Source organism: Streptomyces sp. NPDC005281 (assembly GCF_040607495.1).
Lineage (GTDB): Bacteria > Actinomycetota > Actinomycetes > Streptomycetales > Streptomycetaceae > Streptomyces.
On sequence record NZ_JBEXGX010000006.1, the window covers coordinates 225,771 to 249,661 of the forward strand.

The 23,891-nt window shown below is 70.6% G+C and carries 23 protein-coding genes and 4 pseudogenes; 10 read left to right on the plus strand and 17 right to left on the minus strand.

Going from position 1 to position 23,891, the window contains the following annotated elements; all coding sequences use genetic code 11:
* The first annotated feature begins 119 nt into the window (after positions 1 to 119).
* On the plus strand, positions 120 to 1,247 hold the full coding sequence (locus ABZV42_RS11585; RefSeq protein ID WP_355983739.1) for a magnesium and cobalt transport protein CorA: 1,128 nt from the start codon (positions 120 to 122) through the stop codon (positions 1,245 to 1,247).
* A gap of 50 nt (positions 1,248 to 1,297) precedes the next feature.
* On the opposite strand, the gene ABZV42_RS11590 is transcribed toward ABZV42_RS11585, so the two are convergent.
* Together ABZV42_RS11590 and ABZV42_RS11595 are read right to left on the minus strand one after the other, a co-directional pair.
* Entirely contained in the window at positions 1,298 to 1,735 is a 438-nt protein-coding gene (locus tag ABZV42_RS11590; RefSeq protein ID WP_356051749.1) for a CBS domain-containing protein, read from the minus strand.
* A gap of 156 nt (positions 1,736 to 1,891) precedes the next feature.
* Positions 1,892 to 2,533 (minus strand): uridine kinase, encoded by a 642-nt coding sequence (locus ABZV42_RS11595; protein ID WP_355983741.1) that lies wholly within the window; start codon positions 2,531 to 2,533, stop codon positions 1,892 to 1,894.
* A gap of 339 nt (positions 2,534 to 2,872) precedes the next feature.
* Here ABZV42_RS11595 and ABZV42_RS11600 point away from each other — a divergent pair, with 339 nt between their 5' ends.
* The 3 genes from ABZV42_RS11600 (at position 2,873) to ABZV42_RS11610 (ending at position 6,150) form a co-directional block, all read left to right on the plus strand.
* Positions 2,873 to 3,568 (plus strand): DUF2293 domain-containing protein, encoded by a 696-nt coding sequence (locus ABZV42_RS11600; protein WP_356051750.1) that lies wholly within the window; start codon positions 2,873 to 2,875, stop codon positions 3,566 to 3,568.
* A 252-nt stretch (positions 3,569 to 3,820) separates the two neighbouring features.
* Positions 3,821 to 4,300 carry an anthrone oxygenase family protein gene (locus tag ABZV42_RS11605; RefSeq protein WP_355983743.1) on the plus strand — a complete coding sequence of 160 codons (480 nt, stop codon included), beginning with the start codon at positions 3,821 to 3,823 and terminating at the stop codon, positions 4,298 to 4,300.
* Between the two features lie 356 nt (positions 4,301 to 4,656).
* Positions 4,657 to 6,150: a glutamate synthase subunit beta gene (locus ABZV42_RS11610; RefSeq protein WP_356051752.1), complete on the plus strand. Its 1,494-nt coding sequence runs from the start codon at positions 4,657 to 4,659 to the stop codon at positions 6,148 to 6,150.
* A gap of 131 nt (positions 6,151 to 6,281) precedes the next feature.
* Here the strand turns inward: ABZV42_RS11610 and ABZV42_RS11615 are convergent, their stop codons facing one another.
* Together ABZV42_RS11615 and ABZV42_RS11620 are read right to left on the minus strand one after the other, a co-directional pair.
* Positions 6,282 to 6,560 carry a DUF397 domain-containing protein gene (locus ABZV42_RS11615; protein WP_355983745.1) on the minus strand — a complete coding sequence of 93 codons (279 nt, stop codon included), beginning with the start codon at positions 6,558 to 6,560 and terminating at the stop codon, positions 6,282 to 6,284.
* The gene (locus ABZV42_RS11620; RefSeq protein WP_355983746.1) at positions 6,561 to 7,421 is read right to left on the minus strand and encodes a helix-turn-helix transcriptional regulator; all 861 of its coding nucleotides are present in this window, start codon (positions 7,419 to 7,421) and stop codon (positions 6,561 to 6,563) included.
* A 161-nt stretch (positions 7,422 to 7,582) separates the two neighbouring features.
* Here ABZV42_RS11620 and ABZV42_RS11625 point away from each other — a divergent pair.
* Positions 7,583 to 8,092: pseudogene (locus ABZV42_RS11625) on the plus strand (ATP-binding protein); the annotation flags it as partial.
* 428 nt (positions 8,093 to 8,520) lie between these two features.
* The gene (locus tag ABZV42_RS11630) at positions 8,521 to 8,967 is read left to right on the plus strand and encodes a hypothetical protein (protein WP_356051755.1); all 447 of its coding nucleotides are present in this window, start codon (positions 8,521 to 8,523) and stop codon (positions 8,965 to 8,967) included.
* Between the two features lie 61 nt (positions 8,968 to 9,028).
* Here ABZV42_RS11630 and ABZV42_RS11635 read toward each other — a convergent pair whose 3' ends face one another.
* From ABZV42_RS11635 to ABZV42_RS11650, 4 genes are all read right to left on the minus strand, one after another.
* Positions 9,029 to 9,202 carry a hypothetical protein gene (locus ABZV42_RS11635; protein ID WP_355983748.1) on the minus strand — a complete coding sequence of 58 codons (174 nt, stop codon included), beginning with the start codon at positions 9,200 to 9,202 and terminating at the stop codon, positions 9,029 to 9,031.
* 157 nt (positions 9,203 to 9,359) lie between these two features.
* Positions 9,360 to 10,046: a DUF899 domain-containing protein gene (locus ABZV42_RS11640; protein WP_355983749.1), complete on the minus strand. Its 687-nt coding sequence runs from the start codon at positions 10,044 to 10,046 to the stop codon at positions 9,360 to 9,362.
* Between the two features lie 57 nt (positions 10,047 to 10,103).
* Complete coding sequence (locus ABZV42_RS11645) at positions 10,104 to 11,969, minus strand: FUSC family protein (RefSeq protein ID WP_355983750.1); 1,866 nt, start codon at positions 11,967 to 11,969, stop codon at positions 10,104 to 10,106.
* Positions 11,970 to 12,498: 529 nt separating this feature from the next.
* Complete coding sequence (locus tag ABZV42_RS11650) at positions 12,499 to 13,236, minus strand: hypothetical protein (RefSeq protein WP_355983751.1); 738 nt, start codon at positions 13,234 to 13,236, stop codon at positions 12,499 to 12,501.
* Positions 13,237 to 13,449: 213 nt separating this feature from the next.
* Between ABZV42_RS11650 and ABZV42_RS11655 the strand changes: the two genes are divergently transcribed.
* On the plus strand, positions 13,450 to 13,887 hold the full coding sequence (locus ABZV42_RS11655; RefSeq protein ID WP_356051757.1) for a RidA family protein: 438 nt from the start codon (positions 13,450 to 13,452) through the stop codon (positions 13,885 to 13,887).
* Between the two features lie 58 nt (positions 13,888 to 13,945).
* Here the strand turns inward: ABZV42_RS11655 and ABZV42_RS11660 are convergent.
* Both ABZV42_RS11660 and ABZV42_RS11665 read right to left on the minus strand, forming a co-directional pair.
* A pseudogene (locus ABZV42_RS11660) lies at positions 13,946 to 14,551 on the minus strand (uracil-DNA glycosylase family protein); the annotation flags it as partial.
* A 60-nt stretch (positions 14,552 to 14,611) separates the two neighbouring features.
* Positions 14,612 to 15,055 (minus strand): annotated as a pseudogene (locus tag ABZV42_RS11665) (dipeptidase); the annotation flags it as partial.
* A 419-nt stretch (positions 15,056 to 15,474) separates the two neighbouring features.
* Here ABZV42_RS11665 and ABZV42_RS11670 point away from each other — a divergent pair.
* Positions 15,475 to 15,876, plus strand: a pseudogene (locus ABZV42_RS11670) (RNA-binding S4 domain-containing protein); the annotation flags it as partial.
* 135 nt (positions 15,877 to 16,011) lie between these two features.
* Here the strand turns inward: ABZV42_RS11670 and ABZV42_RS11675 are convergent.
* From ABZV42_RS11675 to ABZV42_RS11685, 3 genes are all read right to left on the minus strand, one after another.
* Positions 16,012 to 16,461, minus strand: coding sequence for a DoxX family protein (locus ABZV42_RS11675; protein WP_355983753.1), 450 nt, complete (start codon positions 16,459 to 16,461; stop codon positions 16,012 to 16,014).
* A gap of 107 nt (positions 16,462 to 16,568) precedes the next feature.
* Entirely contained in the window at positions 16,569 to 17,246 is a 678-nt protein-coding gene (locus ABZV42_RS11680) for a class I SAM-dependent methyltransferase (protein ID WP_355983754.1), read from the minus strand.
* A 132-nt stretch (positions 17,247 to 17,378) separates the two neighbouring features.
* A complete protein-coding gene (locus tag ABZV42_RS11685) occupies positions 17,379 to 18,386 on the minus strand; it encodes an acyltransferase domain-containing protein (RefSeq protein ID WP_356051758.1) in 1,008 nt (335 codons plus the stop codon).
* 65 nt (positions 18,387 to 18,451) lie between these two features.
* Here ABZV42_RS11685 and ABZV42_RS11690 point away from each other — a divergent pair, with 65 nt between their 5' ends.
* Complete coding sequence (locus tag ABZV42_RS11690) at positions 18,452 to 18,763, plus strand: DUF6343 family protein (RefSeq protein WP_355983756.1); 312 nt, start codon at positions 18,452 to 18,454, stop codon at positions 18,761 to 18,763.
* 36 nt (positions 18,764 to 18,799) lie between these two features.
* Here the strand turns inward: ABZV42_RS11690 and ABZV42_RS11695 are convergent, their stop codons facing one another.
* The 4 genes from ABZV42_RS11695 to rpsA form a co-directional block, all read right to left on the minus strand.
* A complete protein-coding gene (locus ABZV42_RS11695) occupies positions 18,800 to 19,180 on the minus strand; it encodes a tetratricopeptide repeat protein (protein ID WP_355983757.1) in 381 nt (126 codons plus the stop codon).
* Between the two features lie 50 nt (positions 19,181 to 19,230).
* Positions 19,231 to 19,839, minus strand: a complete 609-nt coding sequence (gene coaE, locus ABZV42_RS11700) for a dephospho-CoA kinase (RefSeq protein WP_356051760.1) — start codon at positions 19,837 to 19,839, stop codon at positions 19,231 to 19,233.
* A gap of 78 nt (positions 19,840 to 19,917) precedes the next feature.
* Positions 19,918 to 20,856 (minus strand): PAC2 family protein, encoded by a 939-nt coding sequence (locus ABZV42_RS11705; RefSeq protein WP_355983759.1) that lies wholly within the window; start codon positions 20,854 to 20,856, stop codon positions 19,918 to 19,920.
* Between the two features lie 167 nt (positions 20,857 to 21,023).
* Positions 21,024 to 22,532 (minus strand): 30S ribosomal protein S1, encoded by a 1,509-nt coding sequence (gene rpsA, locus ABZV42_RS11710; RefSeq protein ID WP_355983760.1) that lies wholly within the window; start codon positions 22,530 to 22,532, stop codon positions 21,024 to 21,026.
* A 319-nt stretch (positions 22,533 to 22,851) separates the two neighbouring features.
* On the opposite strand from rpsA, the gene ABZV42_RS11715 reads away from it, so the two are divergent.
* A complete protein-coding gene (locus tag ABZV42_RS11715) occupies positions 22,852 to 23,712 on the plus strand; it encodes a class I SAM-dependent methyltransferase (protein WP_355983761.1) in 861 nt (286 codons plus the stop codon).
* The last annotated feature ends 179 nt before the right edge of the window (positions 23,713 to 23,891 follow it).

Sequence of the window (23,891 nt, forward strand, 5' to 3'; positions counted from 1 at the left end):
CTTCACAGCGGAACGGAACGTTCCGTTCCCACAGCCTTTTCCGGTCTCCGGCCAGGCCTGGCAGACTGGCGCGCCAGGCGCAAAGTGCGGCCCGAGGAGATCCACGCGAGGAGATCCAGATGTCCATGGCAGGGAATTTGCGGAGGGTGACGGCTCTCGGCGCGGTCGACGGCCTCCGCAGAGTGGCACGGCTGACACGGCGGAACCGCCGTGTCGACCTGAGTCACCCCGCCCGGTCGCCGCTGGGCTCCGCGGTGGTGAACTGTGTGGCCTACCGGGACGGAGTACGGATCCCCGAGGGCCGCGACCTGGTCGACACCGTGCAGCGGATCCGCAAACGCGACGATGGTTTCGTCTGGCTCGGGCTGCACGAACCGACCGACGTGGAGTTCGCGGGCATCGCGGAACTCTTCGATCTGCATCCCCTGGCCGTCGAGGACGCGGTGGAGGCGCATCAGCGTCCCAAGCTGGAGCGGTACGGCGACACCCTGTTCGCGGTGTTCAAAACCGTCTGCTACGTGGAGCACAAGGAGCTGACGGCGACCAGCGAGGTGGTGAACACCGGCGAGATCATGGTGTTCGTCGGCCCTGACTTCGTCATCACCGTACGGCACGGACGGCACGGCTCCCTCGGCCCGCTGCGCGAGGAACTGGAGTCCGACGCACGGCAGTTGTCGAAGGGGCCGGCCGTGGTCCTGCACGCGATCGCGGACCATGTGGTCGACGAGTTCGTGCACGTCACGGACTCGGTGCAGGCGGACATCGACCAGGTCGAGGCCGACGTCTTCGCCGAGAACGGCGCACGCGCCGACGCCGGCCGCATCTACCAGCTCAAGCGTGAACTCCTCGAACTGAAGCGGGCCGTGGTCCCCCTCGCCCGGCCCGTCCAGGAACTCGCGGCCCGGCCGGCCCGCGTTGTCGACCCGGAGATACAGGCGTACTTCCGTGACGTCTCCGACCATCTGATGCGGGTCACCGAACAGATAGCCGCCTTCGACGAACTGCTCAACTCGATCCTTCAGGCTCATCTCGCACAGGTGACGGTGGCGCAGAACGAGGACATGCGCAAGATCACGGCGTGGGCGGCGGTCATCGCCGTCCCCACCATGGTGTGCGGCGTCTACGGCATGAACTTCGACAACATGCCCGAACTGCACTGGAGGTTCGGCTACCCCATCGTCATCGGCGTCATATCCATCGGCTGTCTCGTCCTGTACCGAGGGTTCCGGCGAAACGGCTGGCTCTGACACGTCACTCGCCCGGAGCGGCCTGAAAGCCAAGGGGCTCGGTCGGCGGGTCAGCCCGCCGCGCCGGTCGCACCCCTCGCGTAGACGCTCTCGACCCAGGCGGCGAGTTGTTCGTCGCTGACGTGCTGGGCGAGATCGGCCTCGCTGATCATGCCGACCAGCCGCTTGTCGTCGATCACCGGAAGCCGGCGGATCTGGTGCTCCTTCATCTCCTGGAGCACTTCGCCGACATCCGCGTCGGCGTCGATCCAACGCGGTGTGCCATGTGCCATCTCGCCCGCGGTGATCCGTGCGGGGTCATGTCCCATGGCCACACAGCCGACGACGATGTCGCGGTCCGTGAGAATGCCGCAGAGGCGTTCGTCCTTGTCGCTGATGGGCAGCGCGCCCACGTTGAGCTCGCGCATCAGCTGGGCGGCGCGGTCGAGGGTCTCGTGGGCGGGGATCCACTGGGCACCACGGTGCATGATGTCTCCGGCGGTGGTCATGGAGTACCTCCCTGTGCCGGACGGCCGGCGCGGCGCGGAACACACCGCTAGTCCCGGCGCCCTACATTCTCGCCGCGCCCCAGGGGCCACGCACCTTGATCTACGACCACCGCGGTCAGCCGTCTCAGGCCCGGTGTCAGCCGTCTCGGGCTGCGGTCAGCCGTTCCAGGCCGGGTGGCGGGGGTCGTCGGCCCGCACGAGGACGTCGGCCGCGGCGTCCGGTCCCACCTCCCTGTCGTAGCGGGCGAAGGCGGGGAGGGTCCAGTGTTCCGGCTCGGGCGTACGGCGGCGGAGCGCACCCGGGGAGAGGAGTACGTGCACGCTGAGGTCGAAGGGGAACCAGTGGCGCAAGAGGAGGGGGCCGTGGAGCAACATGATTCCGCCGGGCGGGAGTTGGACGTACGGGCTGCGGGTGGCCCGGTCGGTGACGGGGTCCCGGAGGTCGGCCAGGACGCTGCCGTCGCCGCCGGGTTCCAGGGGTCCGAAGACCTCGCGCCACAGGGCGCCGGTGTCGAACCAGCCGTCGTAATAGGCCTCGACGTCCTGGTGACCGTATTCGAGCCGCAGCGACGCGGGACGCAGGAAGCCCTCCGCACCGACGACCAGCGAAGGACGGCCGCGTACCCGCAGCGCCTCGAAGACGCGCCGCGCGAGTTCGCCGGGCCGGGCGGCCGGTGCTCCGTCGAAGGCGACGCGCGGCCAGGGGCTGCCGTCCTGCGGCTTCAGGTCGAGCAGACGATCGGCGAGGTGGTCGCCGAGCCGTTCCCAGGTGATCGCTTCGAGTCGCACAGGACCCATGATGCCGCGCACGCGAAGGGACCCGGCTGTCGCGGCCGGCCTCGACCGGGCGTGGAAGGCATCCGGCCGCCGGGGCTTGAGGGGTGCCGGGGCAGCTGGCCGCTGGGGCAAGGGTCGTGCCGGGGCATCCGACCGTGGGGGCGTGATTCGCACCCGGGCATCCGGCCGCCGGGGCTTGAGCCGTACCGGGGCATCCAGCCGCCAGGGCTCGAGTCGTACCGGGGCATCCAGCCGCCGGGACGTGATTCGTGCCAGGGCATCCGGCCGTCGGGGCCTGCGTCGTGCGGGTCCGCTGGCCGGGGACGTAGATGTGGCGCCGGTCCGGGGAAGGAACCGCGTATGGCACCGATCGCTGAACCCCCTCACCGCACCGGACTTCTCGTCGTCCAGCCGCTCAAGAAGCGGCACTGTGTCGAGTGCAGGAGCGGGCCGCTCCCGCTGCTGGTGCTGGAGGAGGGGGCACCCCGGTGTCTGGACTGCGCGGATCTCGGACACCTGGTGTTCCTGCCGCGCGGCGACACCGCGCTGACGCGCAGATCGCGGGAGGGCAGCGCGCTGTCGGCGGTGGTGCTGCGGTTCCACCGGCGGCGGGGCCGCTACGAACGGCAGGGGGTCATGGTCGAGGAGGCGGCGCTCGCCCTGGCCGAGGAACGGTGCCTCGCGGACGCGGAGGCACGACGGCGGCGCCGGGTACGGGACGCGCGGCGCCGGGAGGCTGAGGACGTCCGCTTCACGGAGGCGTTCACGCGGGAGATATCCCGGCTGTTCCCGCACTGTCCGGCCGACCGGGCACGAGCGATCGCCGCCCATGCCTCGGTGCGCGGCAGCAGGCGGGTCGGGCGGAGCTCGGCGGGCCGGGCGCTCTCCGAGGCGGCGGTGACCGCGGCGGTCCGGGCGTCGGTGCGGCACACGGAGACTCCGTACGACCAGCTGCTCATGAGCGGTGTTTCGCGGTTCGAGGCGCGCCGCCGCATCGCGGCCACGGTGGACACGAGGCTCTGGGAGTGGCGCGACGACTTCACCGCGCGGGCGTGAGCGAGGAGGCACGCGGATACGGGCGGGGTAGCCGCAGGTGTGAGCGGGGTGGCCGAGGGTGCGGGTGGGATAGTCGCAGGTGCGGCGTGGCGGCCGCGGGTGCGGGTGGGCCGGGGCGGCCTGCGGGTGTGCGGAGACGGTCGCCCTGGGGTGTGCGTCGCTCGGCCGTGGTCGTCGCACGGGATTTCGCTTGAGATGACGGCCGGCGCTGTGCAGGCTCTTGGGTTCGACCGGTTCGATACGGGAGTGGACATGATCGATGGACCGTATTTCGTGCTGACTCTGCTGGGGGTGCTCGGCTGCGGGCTGGCGGCCGGGGTCTTCTGCGCGTTCTCGACCTTCGTGATGAGGGCGCTCGCCCAGCTGCCGCCGGCGCAGGGGGTCGCCGCGATGAACGCGATCAACGTCGCCGCGGTCCGCCCCCCGTTCATGCTGGTGTTCCTCGGGTCGGCGGTGCTGTGCTCGGTGCTGGCGGTGGTGACGTTCGTGCTGCTGCCGGACGACGGGACGGTGGAGTTGCTGCTCGGCAGCGCGCTGTATCTGTTCGGAGCGTTCGGGGTGACCATCGCGGCGAACGTCCCCCGCAACGACGCGCTGCTGAAGCTGGACCCTGAGACACCGGAAGCCGCCGCATACTGGCCCGTGTTCGTGCGCCAGTGGACGCTGTGGAACCACGTCCGCACCGTCGCCTCGGCCGCGGCGGCGGTGTCGTACGCGCTTGCCCTCACCTGAGCCGCACGTCCCGGTTCTTCCCCGCCCCCCGTATGTCCGGTCCCTCCCCCGCCCCGTACGTTCCGGTCCCTCCCCGCCCCGTGCGTGCGCGCCGCCCCGTACGTCCTGATCCCTCCCCCGCCCCCGTACGTCCGCGCCGCCCGGGCCGTGCGCGTGTGCGCTCCTCCCCGGTCTCCCGGCCACTCCCCGGCCGCCCTCGTCCGACTCCTCGGCACGCTGTTGTCCGGAGCGGCGGCGTGTGCGCGGGCGACGTATCGTGGCGGTAAAGGAGTGCTGCCCGGGTTCGCGGCCCGACGAGGCCCGACGGCCGTGCGACTCCGGCCTCGTACACGTACGCGTACACGAGGGAGACGGCCATGGCCGATCCCAAGGGTTTCATGACCACACCCCGCCAGGAGTATCCGCGTCGGCCCGTGCCGGAGCGGGTACGGGACTGGGACGAGGTGTACGTTCCCGGAGGCCTGCTGCCGATCATCGAGAAACAGGCCGACCGGTGCATGGACTGCGGCATCCCGTTCTGCCATGACGCGTGCCCCCTGGGCAATCTGATCCCCGAGTGGAACGACCTCGTCTCCCGCGACGACTGGCGCGCGGCGAGCGACCGGCTGCACGCCACGAACAACTTCCCGGAGTTCACCGGGCGGTTGTGCCCCGCTCCGTGCGAGGCGGGTTGTGTGCTGGCGATCAACCAGCCGGCGGTCACCATAAAGAACGTCGAGGTCGCCATCGCCGACCGCGCCTGGCAGGACGGTTTCACCCCGCCGCGCCCACCGGACCGTCTCTCGGGACGGACGGTCGCGGTCGTGGGCTCGGGTCCCACCGGGCTCGCCGCGGCACAGCAGTTGACCCGGGCCGGTCATACGGTGGCCGTGTACGAACGGGCCGACCGGATCGGCGGTCTGCTGCGGTACGGAATCCCCGCGTTCAAGATGGAGAAGCGGCAACTGGACCGTCGGCTGGCCCAGATGCGCGCGGAGGGAACCAGGTTCCGTACGTCGACGGCGATCGGCACCGACATCGGGGCGACCGAGCTCAGAGCGCGCTACGACGCCGTGATTCTGGCGCTCGGCGCGACCGCCTGGCGCGAACTGGACGTACCGGGAAGGCAGTTGTCCGGCATCCATCAGGCGATGGAATACCTTCCGCTGGCCGACCGGGTGTGCGAGGGGGATCTGGAGGCCTCCCCGTTGTCGGCGGCGGGCAGGCATGTGGTGATCGTCGGCGGTGGTGACACCGGTGCCGACTGTCTGGGGACGGCGGTGCGCGAGGGCGCCGCGTCCGTGACCCAGCTCGACATATACGGACAACCGGACCCCGAGCGCGACGAGGACGCCGAGCCGTGGCCGACGTATCCGAAGATCTACCGGCTCTCCGCCGCGCACGAGGAGGCCGGCGCGCTCGGCACGGCACCCGCCGCGGACGCCGACGCCCGGCTCTTCGCCGCGTCCACGCTGCGGTTCGACGGTGACGCGGACGGCAGGGTGCGCTCACTGCGTCTCGCCGAGGTCGACGAACGGCGCCGCCCGATCCCCGGTTCCGGGCGGACCCTGCCCGCCGACCTCGTCCTGCTCGCCCTCGGTTTCCTCGGCCCCGACCGGCACGACGGCCTGATCGACCAGCTGGGGCTGGGCCTCGAGCCGCGTGGCACGATCGCCCGCGGCGCCGACTTCGGCACGAACGTCCCCGGGGTCTACGCCGCCGGGGACGCCGCGCGCGGGCAGTCGCTCGTCGTGTGGGCGATCGCCGAGGGCCGCGCGGTCGCCTCGGCGGTGGACCGGGCACTCAGCGGAGCGGCCCGCTCGCGCCTGCCGGCACCGATCGGACCGTACGACCGCCCGATGACCGCCTAGGACCTGTCTGTTCCGGTCGGGGCTGTCCGCTCAGGCGGGTCTCCGTAAGTCCGCGACCTGGTGAGTGACGTGGTGAGTGATCAACTGGGAAGCAAATTCAGGGAAGTCATGAAATAGAGAAAGCAAGTCGTTCAGGAGAGGAGGAAGTCCGCCTCTCCCGCTTTCGCGCCCTCGATGAAAGCGGTCATCTCGCCGGGCGTGTAGATGAGGGCGGGACCGTCCGGGTCCGCCGACTGGCGCACGGCGATACGGCCGTCCGCGAGTTTCATCGCCTCCAGGCAGTTGCCGCCGTTTCCGCCGCTCCATGGTTTGTGCCAGCCCTCGCTGCCCAGTTCACGGGCGGGCATTCCGTTGTAGATGCGCACGTTGCCTATTCGCGGGTTGATGCGTTCCGGCGTGATGCGTTCCATTCACAGCTCCTTGCGGAGATCCCGGAGGATCTCCTTCGTGCGATGTGCCGTGGCGGCTTGGGCCGCCATGCGGTCCATGACCTCCAGGTGGGTCGCCACCTCGGAACGCGCGTCCAGGTAGACGGCGCCGGTCAGGTACTCGCTGTAGACCATGTCCGGGAGTTCCGGCATGGCAAATCGGAACAGCACGAAGGGCCCGTACGTGCCGGGGTGCGGCCCCGAGGAGAACGGGATCACCTGCAACGTCACATGGGGCAGCTTCGTGGCCTGAAGCAACTTGTCGATCTGAGCGCGCATCACCTCGGGGCCGCCGATGGTGCGGCGCAGCACCGTCTCGTCCATCACGGCCCAGATCCGCGGCGCGTCCTCGCGCGTGAGCAGAGCCTGGCGCTGCATGCGCAGCGCCACATGGCGCTCGATGTCCTCGGGCCTGGTCTGCCCGATGGCTCCCGCCTTCAGGACTCCGCGCGCGTAGTCCTCGGTCTGCAACAGGCCCGGAATGAAGTGCGGTTCGTAGGAGCGCAGCAGGGAGGCGGCGCCTTCCAGGCTGACGTGCATGGAGAACCAGTCGGGCAGGATGTCGTGGAACCGCTGCCACCAGCCGGGCTTGTTGGCGTCCTCCGCGAGCTGGACGAAGGCTTCGGCCTCCTGGTCCCCGACGCCGTAGGACTTCAACAGGAGCTGGAGATACGGGATCTTGAGGGAGACCTCGGCCATCTCCATCCGGCGGACCGTCGCGGGCGCGACACGCAGGATCCGCGCGGCCTCCTCCCGCTTGAGACCCGCGCGTTCCCGCAGGTCCAGCAGTCGCCGTCCGAGAACGACCTGGCCGACCGTCGGCGCGGACCGCGGTTCGCTCACGTCCCACCTCCACTGAGTCCGGGCAGCCCGGTCGGCGCCGTCCGGGTTCTTCCTCGTCTGCCTCGACGATCCCAACTGGCGCCGCGCGGCTTGCTGTTGCCAGCAGTGTGCCACGCGCCCCCACGGCGTCACACGGCACTCTGCATTTTTCAGAGTGAGTCTTGCCAAGTGTTCGCGGCGACGCGATAGTGGCAAGCGTGATTCCGTCCGCACCGTTAGGAACAGACGCCGCCGAGGACCGGTTCGGTCTCCGTGCCGCCATGGGGCAACACCCCGGTGCGGCCGCCGAGCGCCGGTTCCGCTTCGAGTTGACCGCACACCCGGGCTCCGTGGCTCAGGCGAGACGCCTGACCCGGTCCCGCCTGTCCGGCTGGGCGGTGTGCGAGGACACGTGCGACACGGCGGCCCTCGTGGTCTCGGAACTGGTCACGAACGCGATCGTGCACGCCGCCGGGCAACGCGTGGTGTGCGAACTGCACGACACCGACGATCTGGTGCGTATAGCCGTGGGTGACGAGGGGTGTGCTCCCGGCGAGCCGCACCCCTCTCCGCAACGGCCCGATGAGGAGCACGGGAGGGGATTGCTTCTCGTCGCGGCAGTGTCCAGGGCCTGGGGGGCCCAGGACACCGGGCCCGGCCTGCTGGTGTGGGCGGAGATCGCGCGCTCGGCAGGCCGGGCCGAAAACACGGCCGGCTCCATCGGGGACACCTGGCACGAACCGGTCGCCCCGGAGAACCGGAGCGACCTGGACGACCGGCACGACCGGGATGACCGGTACGACCGGGATGAACTGGACGCGCTCGGCGCCGGGTTCAGGGCCGGACCGGAACCGGCGCCGTCCGGGCGGCCCGCCCGGGCCCTGCGTGAACCGGGCTCGCCCGGCGTCGACACCGGCCCACGGGCGGACCTCGGCTGGAGCGCGAAGAAGCCCCCGAACGACGGTCGGGGCACGGGGGCGGAGGGATCCTGGGGGGCGGGATCCGTGGGGAACCCCCGGCCTCCCTCCGCCCCGGGCGCGAGTCAGGACCGGGATCGGGTCAGGGATCAAGTCAGGGATCAGGACCGGAATCAGGACAGGGATCGGGATCGGGAGAGCCTGTGAGCCGTACGTCGGCGGCGGGGCCTGCGACGCAGGTCCTGAGCCTGGACACGCTCGTCCGCGTGAACCGCGGGCGGCGACGGTCCGGGCCGCCGAGGCGTCTCCCCGTCCCGGAGGGCATGAATGTGCCGCTGGGCTGCGACGCGGTGTCGGTGCCCGCCCGGTTCGGACCGCTGCTGCTGTCGCGGCTGCCCCGTGTGGGCTGTGTGTACGCCGACCCGGCGCACTGGTGGTGGATCGTTCCGTCCGACTCCGACGTCGCCCTGGAATGGCCCGCGCCCGCCCACTACGCGACAGGCGCCGTCGTACCGGACTCACCTCGGATTCCCGGGCTCATCCACAAACCGGATGGCACGCTTCCGTATACCCCGCCGATCCCCCTGTATCTGGCCCTGTGCCAGGTCACGGGCACGACACCCGCCTGGTCGCGTCCGATCAGCGCGTGAGGCGTAGCGCGACGGAAGCGGTGGCGCGACGGAGACCCGGAACGACAGGTCCCGCACGCCCTCACTCGACGGCGTCGGCACCGCCCGCGACGACCAGGAACGCGTCGGAGGCGAGGTCCATGACGACCTCCGCCGCCTGGCCCTCCTGACGGCGCGCCTGCGCGAACTCCTCCGCGGGCCAGGACCCTCGTGGTCCGCCTGCGGGAAAACGCTCCAGCACCCTTCGCCCGTTCACCGTCTACCTCCATGTCGCGCCACTGTGGAGAGTTAAACGCCTGCCACGGGGTGAACGGCTCTGGCAGTGACGGTACTGAGACGAAGTCGACACCGGGCACGGAACCTCCACGACGGAATCCACCGCTCCTCGTCACGTCGGTCCTCGTCTCGGTCCGTCAGTCCTCGTACTCGTCGTGGTACCGGACGCCCTCGCCGGCCGCGGGCACCCCGAGCGCGGAGGCACGGCCCTCGGGTTCCTCCCACTCCTCCTGTCGTCCGAGCGCGGTGAGGTCGAGGAGAGAGGTCGTGGAGCCGAGGCCGTCAAGACCGCGTTCGTACGTGGAGTACGTATGGAAGACACGTTCGCGGTCCCGCAGGAAGCAGCTCAGTCCCGCCCGCTCACAAGGCTCGCGTCCACCGGACGACACCTGGAAGTCGTAGTCGAAGTCACTGTCGTACGACGAGTACCAGGGCACCGTCCACCCCATCCGGGCCTTGAACGGCAGGATCTTCGTGTACGGCGCCCGGGACACCACCGCGAACTCGGTTCCACGCGCCCGCAGATGGGCGAGGTGCCCGATCTGGTCGAGGAACGCCGAGCAGCGGCGGCAGCCCGCGTCCCACTCGGGAGCGAACATGAAGTGCTGGATGACCAGTTGGTCCCGCCCGCGGAAGAGGTCGGCAAGCGTCGCCTTGCCGCCGCCGCTCTCGAAGACGTACTCCTTGTCGATCTCGACCATCGGCAGTCCGCGCCGCGCCGCGTTGAGCGCGTCACGTGCGCGGGTGGCGGCCTTCTCCCTGACCAGCAGTTCCTCGCGCGCGGCCTGCCACTCCTCACGCGAGACGATCTGCGGAAGCGTCATGTGCTCCTCCTGCGGAACGGTTCCTCCTGTGTGGTGGACGCCCGGGAGGAGCGGAACTCATCGGAGCGGAGCCAAGATCTTTCGCCGCTCGGCCAGTTCGTCGAGGAGTTCGGCGATCCGCTCGGTGTGCCGGGGCGTGAGCCGGCCGGTGTCGTCGAGCTGCACGGCGCACGCGGTGGTCGTGTCGACCAGCCGTTCCAGGGCGGCCGCGACCGCGTCCGTTCCCTCGGAGTGCCGTGCCAGGGCGGGGAGTTCGGCCGCGGCGAGATCGATGGCGGCACGGGCCTCGGCGAGCGCGCGGTAGGCCTCCCGGCGCAGGACCCAGCGGCCCGTACGGTCACGCGCCGTACCGTCGCTCAGCACATGGGCGAGATAGACGTCCGCCGCCTCGCCGGCCCTGGTGAGCCTCGCCCGCACGGTCCCGCCACGCTGTCCGAGTGTCGGCAGATGTCCGACCAGCAGGACGATGGCGCAGGCCAGCAGCGTCTCCACGATCCGGTTCCAGGAGGCCTGCGGCTCACCGCCGACCATCACGAGGGCGAGGACGAGGACCGTGACGACGGCGGTCTGCGCCGCGAAGTGCCTGGTGGCGACGGGGATGAGGGCGCCGCTGACCGCGACCAGGGCGACGAAGCCCTCCGGCCCCGGGAGCACAAGCGCGAGCCCCGCGAAGGCGATCGCGCCGAGGACGGTTCCCGCCGCACGGCACAGCACGCGCGAGGCGAGCGGTCCCAGATCGGGCTTGACGAGGAAGACGGCGGTCGCGGGAAGCCAGTACCAGTGCGGGTGATTGCCGTACCAGCGCGCGTGGTGCAGGGCCTGTGCCACGGCGACGCTCGCGCCGAAGCAGAGGGCGACCCGGATGCCGTACTCGCGCCCCGCGGAGCCGAGCGCGGTGCGGACGAGGGAGCCAGCGGTACGCCGCCGGTTGTGCAGGGAGTTCCCGGAACCCCGGTCGAAGGTCTCGGCGGCGTGCAGCAGGGCGTCGTGGAGGGCGCGCAGCGCGGGGACGACGGGTGTGCCGCCGGACCGGGCGCCGGGGACTGCGGGCGCCGGCAGCGGCCCGGTGGGAGCGCCGGTGCGGACGGCGACGGCGAGCCGCCGCGGCCCCTCGGCGGCGCGTGCGGGCACGGTCTCGCCCGCCCAGGCGAGCGCGGTCGCGGCCTCGGCGAGCGGCAGGGCGGCGGCGTACTGCGCGTGCAGTCGCCGCTCGGCCTCGGAACTGGCGTACCGCCGCAGCCGAGGCCCGTCGAGCGCGTCCTGCGCGTGGTCGAGGGCGGCGGTCAGCGCGACGCGTCGCCGGGTCGCGTGGGGGCCGCCCACGGCGAGCAGCAGCCGGGCGACGGCGTCGTACACACCGGCGACGGCGTCACGCTCGCCGTCGAAGCGGTAGTCCCCGGTGTTCACGGCGGTCGTCGGCAGCGCCAGCCGCAGTACGAGGAGCCAGCCGGCCCCGCCGAGGAAGAGCAGCGCGCGCACCCACCCCGGTTCGGGCGACGGCATCCCGGCCCCGATCGCCGAGGCGACCAGCAGCTGGGTCCCGGCCCCGGAGGCCACGAGGCCCACGGCGCTGACGGCTCCGGCGAGCAGTCCGAGTCCGGTGAGGACAAGGGTGAGCGCCACGGCGCCGGTGTGCTGTCCGGCGTACGACCCGATGAGCAGGCCGGTGGCCCCGGCGAGGGCCGGTACTCCGAGCCGTTCGACGGCGACGCGTCGGCTGCCCGGCCTGTCGTTGATCCCCGCCAGCATGGCGCCGAGGGCAGCGATCACGCCGAGTGAGGTGCGGCCGCCCAGTACGGCCACGAGCAGCAGCGGCCCGGAGGCCAGCGCACCCCGTACGACCGCGTTCCAGGGGACCGGTCCGCGCTGGGCGCGCAGGGCATGGGCGAGCCAGGGTGGTACGGAGGGCGGGGCGAGGTGCACGGGGCTCCTGTCGGGCGAGGGCGGGTGCCATCGGGCGACGTCGGCCGGGCTCGTGTCGTTGTTCAGGGTAGTGCGCGTCGCCCACAGACGACGAATTCGGGGAGGAGGAGCGGGTCCGAGGGCGTAGCCGGCCCCCGGACCCTGAAATGCCGCCATGTCGCACGCCGGCACGCTTGAGAACCCAGGTCAGTCGTTATGTCGCCGCGTCCTGCCTTTGGACCACCACGCATCGAGCTGCGCGGACTGGACTTGAACCAGCATCTCGGCGTACTGGGGCCTGGGCCCGGTCGATCCGGCGATCGGCGGCGAATACTGAGTCTGGAGCAATAGTCTGAGATTGATCACGGTCTGCCTCTGCCGAGTTGGGCTACCGCGGCGCGTGGACACTCCGTGGTCCGGAGTGCCGCTTGGTGCCGCGGGGAGGACTCGAACCTCCACTGGAACCGTGCATTCACGACAAGCTTCAGGTTCAGCTTGCGCTCCTCGCGCACCCCGGCCGTCGTGCGTGGTGGCCGGGGAGTTTCAAAGGCTACCCCTGTGCGAACAGGTAGCCGAAAACAGCGTCCCCGACGCGCTCGTCGACGACGTCCACGCCATTGGCCTCCTCGCGGGCGAACTTCACCGCCTGCTGCAACTTCTCGACCCGGTCGAGGAGTTCGTTCACGCGCCGGGCGGGCAGGGCGCCGGAGAACTTGACGGTCGTCCAGTAGCCGACGGGGATGTCCTCGTAGTACACCTCGACCTGGGCCGGGTGCTTCTCGGTGGCCTCGGCCTTGACGTGGTTCCGGGGGACCTTCTTCGTACGAAGGGTCCGCACCGGCTCGGTCTTCCAGGCGTCGGTGGAGGGATCCCGCACCCAGGACTCGGAGGCGTCGAGGACGGGCAACTTCCGTACGAAGGTGTTGAGATCGGTGAGCTGCTTCTCCAGGAAGAGCAGATAGGAAACCGGCACCTGGGCGACGAGCACACGCCCGTCCACCTTCACATCGGCCCTCGCCGTGCAGTTGGCCCAGTCCTTGGTGGCGGTCACGTCGAACAGCCGCGTCAGGGTCGCCGCGGTGTCCCGCAGCACGTCCTCGGCCTGAACCTGGACCCGGGTCGACTCGGGCGGCAGTTGCTCGCCCTCCTCGTCCTTCGGCTGGTACGTCCGCGAGATGCCCGCGAGCAACGCGGGCTTCTGCAGGCCATGATGAGCAGCCGTCAGGTCCTGATGGGACTTGGACTTGATGCCCTTCTCCACTGCGATGATCTGATTGAGTTTCGCCACGTCGGTGACCGTAGCAGCGTCGGCGGGAATCGCTCGAAGCATTTTTCGCCCGGCCGACCCCCGCCGGCGCACGGCCGACCCCAGCCTGCGCGTGTCCGTCCCTCGCACCCGTGTGCCGGCGGCGGTAATGGGGATGCGCGGGCCGTCGTCGGACCCGCATCATCGGCAGGTTGTCCGTCATCCCGTCGACGGTCCCACCCACAGGGAGCCCCCATGGTCCAGCGCGTCACCGTTCCCGGCCTCTTCACGCCGCCCGTCTACGCGCACGCGTCCGTCGTCGAGGCGGGGACGAAGCTGGCCTTCCTCGCCGGGTCCGTGCCACTCGACGCCGACGGGAAGCTGGTCGGGGCGGGAGATCCCGTACGCCAGGCCGAGCAGGTGCTGGCCAACCTCGACGAGCAACTGCGCGCCGTGGGGAGCGGCATGGCCCATGTCGTGTCGACCGACGTGTACGTCGTCAGCGGTGAGACCGCGGTGCTGTCCGCGGTCTGGGACGTCGTCGAGGCGTCGGGGCTGAGCATCGGCCCGCACTCCTCGACCCTGCTCGGGGTGGCCTGTCTCGGGTACACCGGACAGCTCGTGGAGATCACGGCGACCGCCGTCGTACCCGAGGCCGAACCGTCGGCCGGAACCGAGCCCGACCGCGTCTGACTCCCGCACGGCGCCCATGTGCCGCCTGTACGGCGCCGATGTGCCGCCTGTGCGGCGCCTACGGGGAGCGCGGCGCCAGCCCCGCGGACTCCGCCGCCGTGACCAGGACCTGCCTCAGCATGGCGGGGGTGAGCCGCCCGGTGAAGGTGTTCCGCTGGCTCACGTGGAAGCACCCGAAGAGTTCGACGGCCGCGGGACCGCGACCAGTACCGCCGGTACCCGCGTCGTCCGGTTCCGGTCGTCGTACGAGTGTCACCCGCGCCCCGTGCGCGAACGCCGGACGGGGCCGCGGTACCGCCCACCCCGCCGCCGCGAGGGCTGGCAGGGCGGCCTGCCAGCCGAAGGCCCCGAGGACGACCACCGTACGCAGTGTCGGCCGCAGCAGCCCCAGTTCCCTGACGAGCCAGGGCCGGCAGGTGTCCCGCTCCTCGGGCGTCGGCCTGTTGGCCGGAGGCGCGCAGTGCACGGGAGAGGTGACGCGCACCCCGTACAACTCCAGTCCGTCGTCCGCGCTCACCGAGGTGCCCTGCGAGGCGAGCCCGACGTCGTGCAGCGCCGTGTACAGGACGTCACCCGACCGGTCCCCGGTGAACATCCGCCCGGTCCGGTTGCCGCCGTGTGCGGCGGGGGCGAGCCCGACGACGAGGAGGGAGGCGTCGGGCGGCCGGCCCTCGTAGGCCCGGAGCATTCCCAGGTGGGCGATCACGTTGGACTTGTCGTCGGCGATCCCGCGGGCCCGCAGGCCGCCCTCGACGGGGGTCGGCTCGAAGGGCGGCGACAGCCACAGCTTCTCGTCCCCTGGCGGCTGGACGTCGTAGTGGGAGTAGAGCAGGACGGTCGGCGCGCCCGGGTCCGGCGGCGGGATCTCTCCGAAGATCACGGGGGCGGTGCCGGGAAGATCGATGCTCTCGACGCGCTCGACTCCGGCGTCCCGCAGCATTCCCACGAGGAGATCGTGGGCCTCTCGCACCGGCTCGGCCGGGAAGCCGGGGAACGCGACGGAGGGGATGGCCGCGAGGCGCTCCAGATCGGCGCGCAGACCGTCCATCAACGCGTCGACCTTCGCTGCTGTCTCCACCCTGGTCCCCTCTCCTGCTCCCCGGACAGCTTCTCTCCGCCCGCCCGGGGAGCGACGCATCCGGTGTGGTCCGTGCGACGGAAAAGGCATGCGGTGTGCCGGGCCGCGGGCATTAGAGTCGAGTCATGGCTTCTCAGGGTGCTGACGGGGAGATGAAGGGCGCGGGTACCGGACGACGGCGCGGGCGCGGCGCCGACGACGGGAGGACCGCCAAGGCCGGCTCAGGACTCGACGCCGGAAAAGCTTCCGCAACCAGCCCCAGCGCCGACCCCAGGACCGACGTCAGGGCCCCTTTCGGAACCGTTTCCGGAACCGACCCGGGTGCCGACGCCGGGACCCCTTCCGGAACCGCCGCCGGCGCCGACTCCAGAACCGATGCCGGGACGGCTTCCGGCGCCGGCGCCAGAGCCGTTTCTGGGGCGGACTCCAGGGGTGTCGCTTCCGAAGCCGCTTCGGGAACCGGCCCCGGTGACGCCTCCGCCCCGGCTTCCACGGCGGCTTCGCAGACCGCTGCCGCCGTCAGGGCCGCCGTCGCCGCCGGGCCCGCCGGCGGCGAGAGTGTGCGGGTCGACGCCTGGATCTGGTCCGTCCGTCTCGTCAAGACCCGCTCGATCGGCGCCACGGCCTGCAAGGGCGGTCATGTTCGGGTCAACGGGGAGCGCGTCAAGCCCGCGTACTCGGTCCGCGTGGGCGACGAGGTGCGTGTATGGCACGAGAACCGTGAACGGGTCGTCGTCGTGAAGCGTGTGATCCGCAAGCGGGTCGGCGCTCCCGTCGCCGCCGAATGCTATGTCGACAACAGTCCGCCGCCCCCGCCGCGCGAGGCCGTGGCTCCGGCGGGTGTCCGGGACCGGGGCACGGGACGCCCGACCAAGCGGGACCGCCGCGACATGGAACGCCTACGGGGCATGCAGGCGGGCTCGTCCGGCCCCGTCCGAACCTCGGGCCCCTCCACGGGGCCCGCCGGCTCGACCAGGTCCACGGGCGCGGCCGGGTCCGCGGGCTCCTCGCGCCACTGAAGCCGCTCCCCGCGCGCTGCCCCGCCGTCACACCCCGTGTCCCGTCCACCCCCGTACCAGGCGGAGCAGTTCGCTCGTGTGGCCGCGCCTGGCCCAGGCGATCAGACCGAGCGGCAGCAGCAGGATGAGCGGGGTCGCCACGTACGGTCCGTGGACGACTGTCACGTTGACGACGAAGGCGCCGACCATCAGCGCGCTGAGCGCCATCGCGGCCACGGAGTCCAGCAGCGGGATCAACAGGGCGAGGCCTCCGGCGAGTTCGAGCGCGCCGATGATGTACATACCGGTGTGCCCCCAGCCCAGCTTGTCGAACGCCTCAGTCGCCGAGGGGTGGGCGATCAGCTTGGGAAGGGCGCTCGCGAACGCGTAGAAGAGTCCGAGGACGGCCTGAAGGGCGGCCAGGGAGATGCGGGCGGCTCGGGAGCGCGGGGTGACGGCGGCCCGGGCGGTGGTGAGGGGGAGGGTGGTCTCGGACACGGTGGTCTCCTGTGGGAAGCGGTGGATGCTCACACAGGGACAGACCGGGGATCCGGCGGGAACTCATCGGTGCCGAACGGGGTTTGTGCCACCCGGCGACCCGCCTCTCACCCCTTCACGGCCCTCACCCATATCCCGTCCTCCGTCAGATACCGGTCAACCTTGAGCCCCGCCTCCGCCAGCGCCTGTTCGAAGGCGTCCTTCGTCAAAGCACGGGACAGGAAGGTCTGGGTCCACGTGGCGTCCGGGAACGTGTACTCCACGCGCACCGAGTCGACCCCGTCCCCGACGGGCTCGGCGGACAGGATGCGTACGACGAATCCGGACGGGTCCGTGCGCTCGCGGGGCACGTCGGTGTGGTAGTTCTCACCCTCGCGCTGGATCAACACACAGCCGTCGTCGGCGACATGGCGAGCGCAGGTGTCCAGGAGCGCCCGCCGCACCCGGACGTCCCCGGTGTGCACGAGGAACGACGCCAGCAGCACGACGTCGAACGTCTCGCCGAGGTCGAGGTCCTCGATGCTGCTGCGTATCCGGCGGGCCCCCCGGACGTGCTCCAGCATGTCCTCGGATTCGTCCACCGCCGTGACCGCGAAGCCGAGCTCCAGGAGCGGGTGGGTCATCCGCCCGACCCCGCTGCCCAGTTCCAGGATGTTCGCGGCTGCGGGCACGGCGGCGGTGATGACGTCCGCTTCGGTTCCCACGGGCAGGCGGGTGTAGAGCTCGACCGCGCAGCCGTCCGGTGTGATGGCACCGGGTCCCGTGCCCTCGTGTCCTTGACGCATTTCGATCCTCATACCCGTCCAACGGGCGGCCTCCGTCGGCCCGTTCCCCCCTCCCGTCACTCGTTCGAGTTAGATGTTCGAGGGACACCAGTCCGAGCCCAGGATCGGGGGCGCCGAGGCCGGGTGGCAGGACTACAGCGCGAACCAGCCCCGTCCTCCGTACCAATGCCCGCCTCCGCGCAGGTGGTCGACCACCGCGCGCTCTACGCTGTTGCCCCTCGGCAGCCGGTCGAGCGGGACCTCCGGATCGCCGAAGACGAAGCCGATGGGCAGGGTGTCGTCCGGGGCGCGCTCCTCGTGCAGCAGTTGGAAGCGGTCCTGGAAGCGAATGATGTTGGAGTCGGCCGGCAGATACCGCTTCAGCTGCGGGTCGAGCAGCCAGGAGTCGCAGAGGGCCGTGTCATGGCGCTCCTCGGGGTAGTGACGGGCGAAGAACTCCCTGGCCAGGGCGAGCGAACGGTCGCACGCGGCCGGCGACAGCGGGCCTCGGAAGTCGGTGATGTGCAGGCTCAGACAGGGAGTGCCGGGGGCCGGGGCCGCCGCCCCGATGGCGGCGGCCGTGCGCCGTCCCAGCAGCACCCGCTGGAACTGGAGCCGGCCCAGCTGGAACAGCTCGCCGTGGAAGTGCAGGGCGATCCACCAGGGGAAGAGCAGTCCCGGGCCCCCGGCCCTTCTGTGGTGCACGGACACATGCCGGCCGAGGTCGGCGAGCGTGCGCCGCGAGACGTCCTCGGGCACCCCGAGTTCCCGGTGATGGGCGCGGACGTACGGAAGCGCCACTATGAAGACGTACAGATGGAAGCAGCGCCCGAGAGGTCCCGCCGTCTCGGGGAAGGCAGGCGGCTCCCAGCCCTTCCCTATGTCCCCCATGTCCCGCACGAAGCGGGTGACGCAGCGCGCGAGGAGAGTCATGGCCTCCGGATCGGCGGCGAGCCGGGAGCGCAGTGCGACGAGTTCGTTGACGTGTTCGTGGGGCACGGACAGGTCGAGCAGGATGTCGGGCAACGCGTCGGCGTCAGGGAGCACCGCTTCCCGCAGGTCGGAGCCCTCGCTCTCCAGGTCTCTCAGCCACTCGGCGGTCCTCGCGTCCGCCCGCAGCGCCTTCAGCAGCACCGTCGCCTCCCCCGGCGGCCGTCGCACGACGGCTCTCCCTTGGTGAACGTGCACCACGAAGAGTACGTTTCCTCGTAGGAGTGGTGATCCTGATGCGTACGGGCAGTGAACCGGTGACAGCGCGCAGTGCTCTGCGGATGCGCTTCTGGCTGAGCGTCTGGGGCCTGATGTGGGCCGTCTTCGGGACGGTCGCGTTCATCCTGGTGGGGCGGCCCGGCTGGGCGGCCGCATGCGCAGTGCTGTGGGTGATCGTCACGGTCGACATGACCATGATCCTTCGGCACATCAGGCAGGGCCCGCACTACCAGCCGGGCCGAGACGTCCCGCCTTACGAGCCGGTGGACGACCGGCGCGCGTACCGGCCGCCGGAGCGTCGCCGGCCGTCGAGGCCCTCGCACCCCTGAAGCGGCCGGGCGGCCGAACCGCCCCTCACGGACGCGCTACGAGTCGAAGCGCGCGGCTTGCAGATACTCCGGCTTGGGGTCGAGCGCGGCGGCCAGCCTGAAGTGCCGCTTCGCCTGCTCGGGTCGCCGCTGCCGCTCGTAGGTACGGGCGAGCGCGAAGTGCGCGAACGCGTTGTCCGGCTCGCGCTCGAGGACGATCGTGAACTCCAGCTCTGCGGGCCGCAGTTGGGCGGCGGCGAAGAAGGCACGCGCGCGCAGCAGCCGGGCGGCGGTGTTCTCCGGGTGAGCGGCGATGACAGGGTCGAGCAGTTTCACCGCACCCCGGGGGTCGCGCGCGCCGAGCAGCTGCTCGGCGGCGCGGAAGTCGATGACGTGCGTCTCGGGAGTACGTCCGATCGATCCGCTGGTCTCGGGCACGGCAGAGTCCTTCCCTCGCTGCAAGGATTCAACGCCCCTCCGGAGGGGGGCTATTCCTGGGGCAGGCGGGCTCTGCGCTCGAGCTCGGCCCATACGTCCCGCACGCGCCGCTCCAGTTCCTCCAAGGGGACGTCGTTGTCGATGACGATGTCCGCGATCGCCCGACGCTTGTCGCGCGAGGCCTGTGCGGCCATGCGCGCGCGGACGTCCTCCTCGGTCATGCCACGCAGGCGCACGAGGCGGTCGAGCTGGGTCTCGGTGCGGGCGTCGACGACGATCACGAGGTCGTACAGGGCGGCCAGGCCGTTCTCCGCGAGCAGGGGCACGTCGTGGACGACGACGGCGTCCCCGGGCGCGGCGTCCTCCAGAGCGCGCGAGCGGGCGCCGACCAGGGGGTGCACGATCGAGTTCAGGACGGCGAGCTTCTGCGGGTCGGCGAAGACGATCGAGCCGAGCTTCGGCCGGTCCAGACCTCCGTCCGGGGCGAGGATGTCCTCGCCGAAGGCGTCGACGACCGCCGCCAGACCGGGAGTTCGGGGCGCGACGACCTCCCGCGCGATCCTGTCGGCGTCGATCAGCACCGCGCCGTGCTCGACGAGCAGCCGTGACACTTCGCTCTTGCCGGCGCCGATACCACCGGTCAGGCCCACCTTCAGCATGCATCGCAGCTTAGGGCCTGCCACCGACAGTCCCTCCGCCCGGGAGCCCGGAAGCCTCCGGAACCCGGGAAGGAGGGGTCAGGCGTCGCCTTCGCGTTCTGCCAGGAACCGCTCGAACTCCTGGCCGATCTCGTCCGCCGAGGGGATGTCCACCGGCTCCGCGAGCATGTTGCCACGGCTCTCGGCGCCCGCGGCGGCGTCGTACTGGTGCTCAAGACCCTGGACGAGCGCGACCAGTTCCTCGTCGCCCTCCTGGATCTGGCGGTCGATCTCGGTCTGGGTGCGGTGCGCCTCGGTCCGCAGGGCGTGCGCTATCCCGGGGAGCACCAGGCCGGTCGCGGCCGTGATGGACTCCAGGACGGTCAGCGCCGCGTCCGGGTACGGGGAGCGAGCGATGTAGTGGGGCACATGGGCGGCGACGCCGAGCACGTCGTGCCCGGCCTCCACGAGGCGGTATTCGATGAGCGACTCGGCGCTTCCGGGGACCTGCGCCTCGTCGAAGGGGCTGCGGTGGCCGGGCACCAGGTCGGTGCGGTTGCCGTGCGGGGTGAGGCCCACGGGGCGCGTGTGCGGGACGCCCATGGGGATGCCGTGGAAGTTCACCATGAGGCGGACGCCGAGCCGTTCCACGATCTGCTGGACGGCGGCGGCGAAGCGCTCCCACTCGGTGTCCGGTTCGGGTCCCGACAGCAGCAGGAAGGGCGCGCCGGTGGCGTCCTGCACGAGCCGCACCTCGAGGGTCGGCTCCTCGTACTCGGTCCAGCGGTCGCGCTTGAACGTCAGCAGCGGACGGCGGGCGCGGTAGTCCACGAGCCGGTCGTGGTCGAAGCGGGCCACGACCTGGTTCGGCAGCGAGTCGAGCACCCGGTCGACGATCTGCTCGCCGGTCTCGCCCGCGTCGATGTATCCGTCGAAGTGGTAGAGCATGACAAGACCGGCCGACTCCTGGGCGAGCGCCATGTCGACCACGGCCAGGCCCTTCGGCTCCCATGCGTACAAACCCTGCGGATCAAGCACTGTGACCGCTCCTCCTCGTGTTCGTACTTCACAACGTGGCATGGAGCACGGACATTCCCGTCCCGTGCCGGGACCGGGGAACGAAGTGGGCCCGAGGAAAACAAAGCGGGCCCGCACCTGATCGGTGCGGGCCCGCTTCTTTCAGCTACTTGCTAGCGGTGAGCTTTTCAGCTCTGGCCGCCGGCGAGCTTCTCGCGGAGGGCGGCGAGCGCCTCGTCCGACGCCAGGGCGCCGGAGTTGTCGTCCGACTCCGAGGAGTAGGAACCGCCGCCGCCACCACCGGAGGCGGCCGGAGCCGCGCTGGAGGTGCTGGCACCCTCGGCCTCGGCCTGCGCGTCGGCCTCGCGGGACTTGATGACCTGAGCCTGGTGCTGCTCGAAGCGCGTCTGCGCCTCGGCGTACTGGTTCTCCCACACCTCACGCTGGGATTCGAAGCCCTCGAGCCAGTCGTTGGTCTCGGGGTCGAAGCCCTCGGGGTAGATGTAGTTGCCCTGGTCGTCGTACGACGCGGCCATGCCGTACAGGGTCGGGTCGAACTCGACCGAGGCCGGGTCGGCACCGAAGGACTCGTTGGCCTGCTTCAGCGAGAGGCTGATGCGACGACGCTCGAGGTCGATGTCGATGACCTTGACGAAGATCTCGTCGTTGACCTGGACGACCTGCTCCGGGATCTCCACGTGGCGCTCGGCCAGCTCGGAGATGTGGACCAGACCCTCGATGCCCTCGTCCACGCGGACGAACGCACCGAACGGAACGAGCTTGGTGACCTTACCCGGGACGACCTGACCGATCTGGTGCGTCCGGGCGAACTGCTGCCACGGGTCTTCCTGCGTCGCCTTGAGCGACAGGGAGACACGCTCGCGGTCCATGTCGACGTCGAGGACCTCGACGGTGACTTCCTGGCCGACCTCGACAACCTCGGAGGGGTGGTCGATGTGCTTCCAGGAGAGCTCGGAGACGTGCACCAGACCGTCGACGCCACCCAGGTCCACGAAGGCACCGAAGTTGACGATCGAGGAGACGACGCCGGAGCGGACCTGACCCTTCTGAAGGGTCGTAAGGAACGTCTGGCGGACCTCGGACTGGGTCTGCTCCAGCCAGGCACGGCGGGACAGGACCACGTTGTTGCGGTTCTTGTCCAGCTCGATGATCTTGGCCTCGAGCTCCTTGCCCACGTAGGGCTGGAGGTCGCGGACACGGCGCATCTCGACGAGAGAAGCCGGCAGGAAGCCACGGAGGCCGATGTCAAGGATGAGTCCACCCTTGACGACCTCGATGACGGTGCCGGTGACGATGCCGTCCTCTTCCTTGATCTTCTCGATGGTGCCCCAGGCGCGCTCGTACTGGGCACGCTTCTTCGAGAGGATCAGGCGGCCTTCTTTGTCCTCCTTCTGGAGAACAAGGGCTTCGATCTCGTCGCCGACCTTGACGACCTCGTTCGGGTCGACGTCGTGCTTGATCGAGAGCTCGCGGCTCGGGATGACACCTTCGGTCTTGTAACCGATGTCGAGCAGGACCTCGTCCCGGTCGACCTTCACGATGATGCCGTCGACGATGTCGCCGTCGTTGAAGTACTTGATCGTCTCGTCGATCGCGGCGAGGAAAGCTTCCTCGTCACCGATGTCGTTGACCGCTACCTGCGGCGTGGTAGAGGTGGTCTCGGTGCTGCTCGTCATGTGGGAAAGGGCTCCGGTACGGACAGTGAGTCGTAGGTACTGCTTACGCCGTGAGCCCGTTTCGCCCTGTAGAAGCCGGACAGTGAAGGAAGCGCCCTACCCGACAAAAGCCGGAGGCGCCTCGAAAACCGAGGGGACATACATACCGAGCGAGCACAGCCTGCTACGTCTGAGGAGCGCAGGCCCGCAGCGCAACTTGTAGCATACGGGGGCAGCCGGGCAGGGTCAATGCGCGAAGGCGCACACCCGGGGCGGATCGCCGCAATCCCGGCACAAGTCCTGTCTCACAAGGCCACGCGGGCAGTAGGACGCCTCTGTCGTGACACGCCCGAGACGGGTTGGACGGAAGAGTACGACGAGGGAGCCGATCATCCAAGAGCCCGAACCGTTCGAACCGGAAGCCACCCGACGCAAAGCGGATCTCATCGAGAGTTCCCGGGCGAATCGGGGCTGGTGGGACCGGAACGCGGACGAGTACCAGATCGAACACGGCACGTTCCTCGGCGACGACCGATTCGTGTGGTGCCCCGAGGGCCTCGACGAGGTGGAGGCCGAGCTGCTCGGCCCCGCGGAGGACCTCAAGGACAAGGACATCCTGGAGATCGGCGCCGGCGCGGCACAGTGTTCGCGCTGGCTGGCCGGGCAGGGCGCACGTCCGGTGGCCCTGGACCTCTCCCACCGCCAGCTCCAGCACGCGCTGCGCATCGGAGGCACCGTGCCCCTGGTGGAGGCGGACGCGAGCGCACTGCCGTTCGCGGACGGCTCCTTCGACCTCGCGTGCTCGGCGTACGGCGCGCTGCCCTTCGTCGCCGACCCGGTGCTGGTGCTGCGGGAGGTCCACCGGGTGCTGCGCCCCGGCGGCCGTTTCGTCTTCTCCGTGACGCACCCGGTCCGCTGGGCGTTCCCGGACGAGCCGGGCCCCGAAGGGCTGACGGTGTCCGCGTCCTACTTCGACCGCACTCCGTACGTGGAGCAGGACGACGAGGGCCGCGCGGTCTACGTCGAGCACCACAGGACATTCGGCGACCGGGTGCGTGACGTGGTGGCCGGTGGCTTCCGCCTGGTCGACGTCGTCGAGCCCGAGTGGCCCGCCTGGAACACCCAGGAGTGGGGCGGCTGGTCCCCGCTGCGCGGGAACCTCGTCCCGGGCACGGCGATCTTCGTCTGCGAACGGGACTGATGTAAGGACATACGGGTCCGGAACAACAGCAGAGAAGAACGAACAAGAAGGGGAGCCGATCCGGCTCCCCTTCTTGCGTCACCGCGTGCGGCACGCGCTCTCGTGCCACCGCGCGGCACGCGTTCTCGTGCCACCGCGCGGCACGCGCTCTCGTGCCACCGCGTGGCACGAGAGCGGGA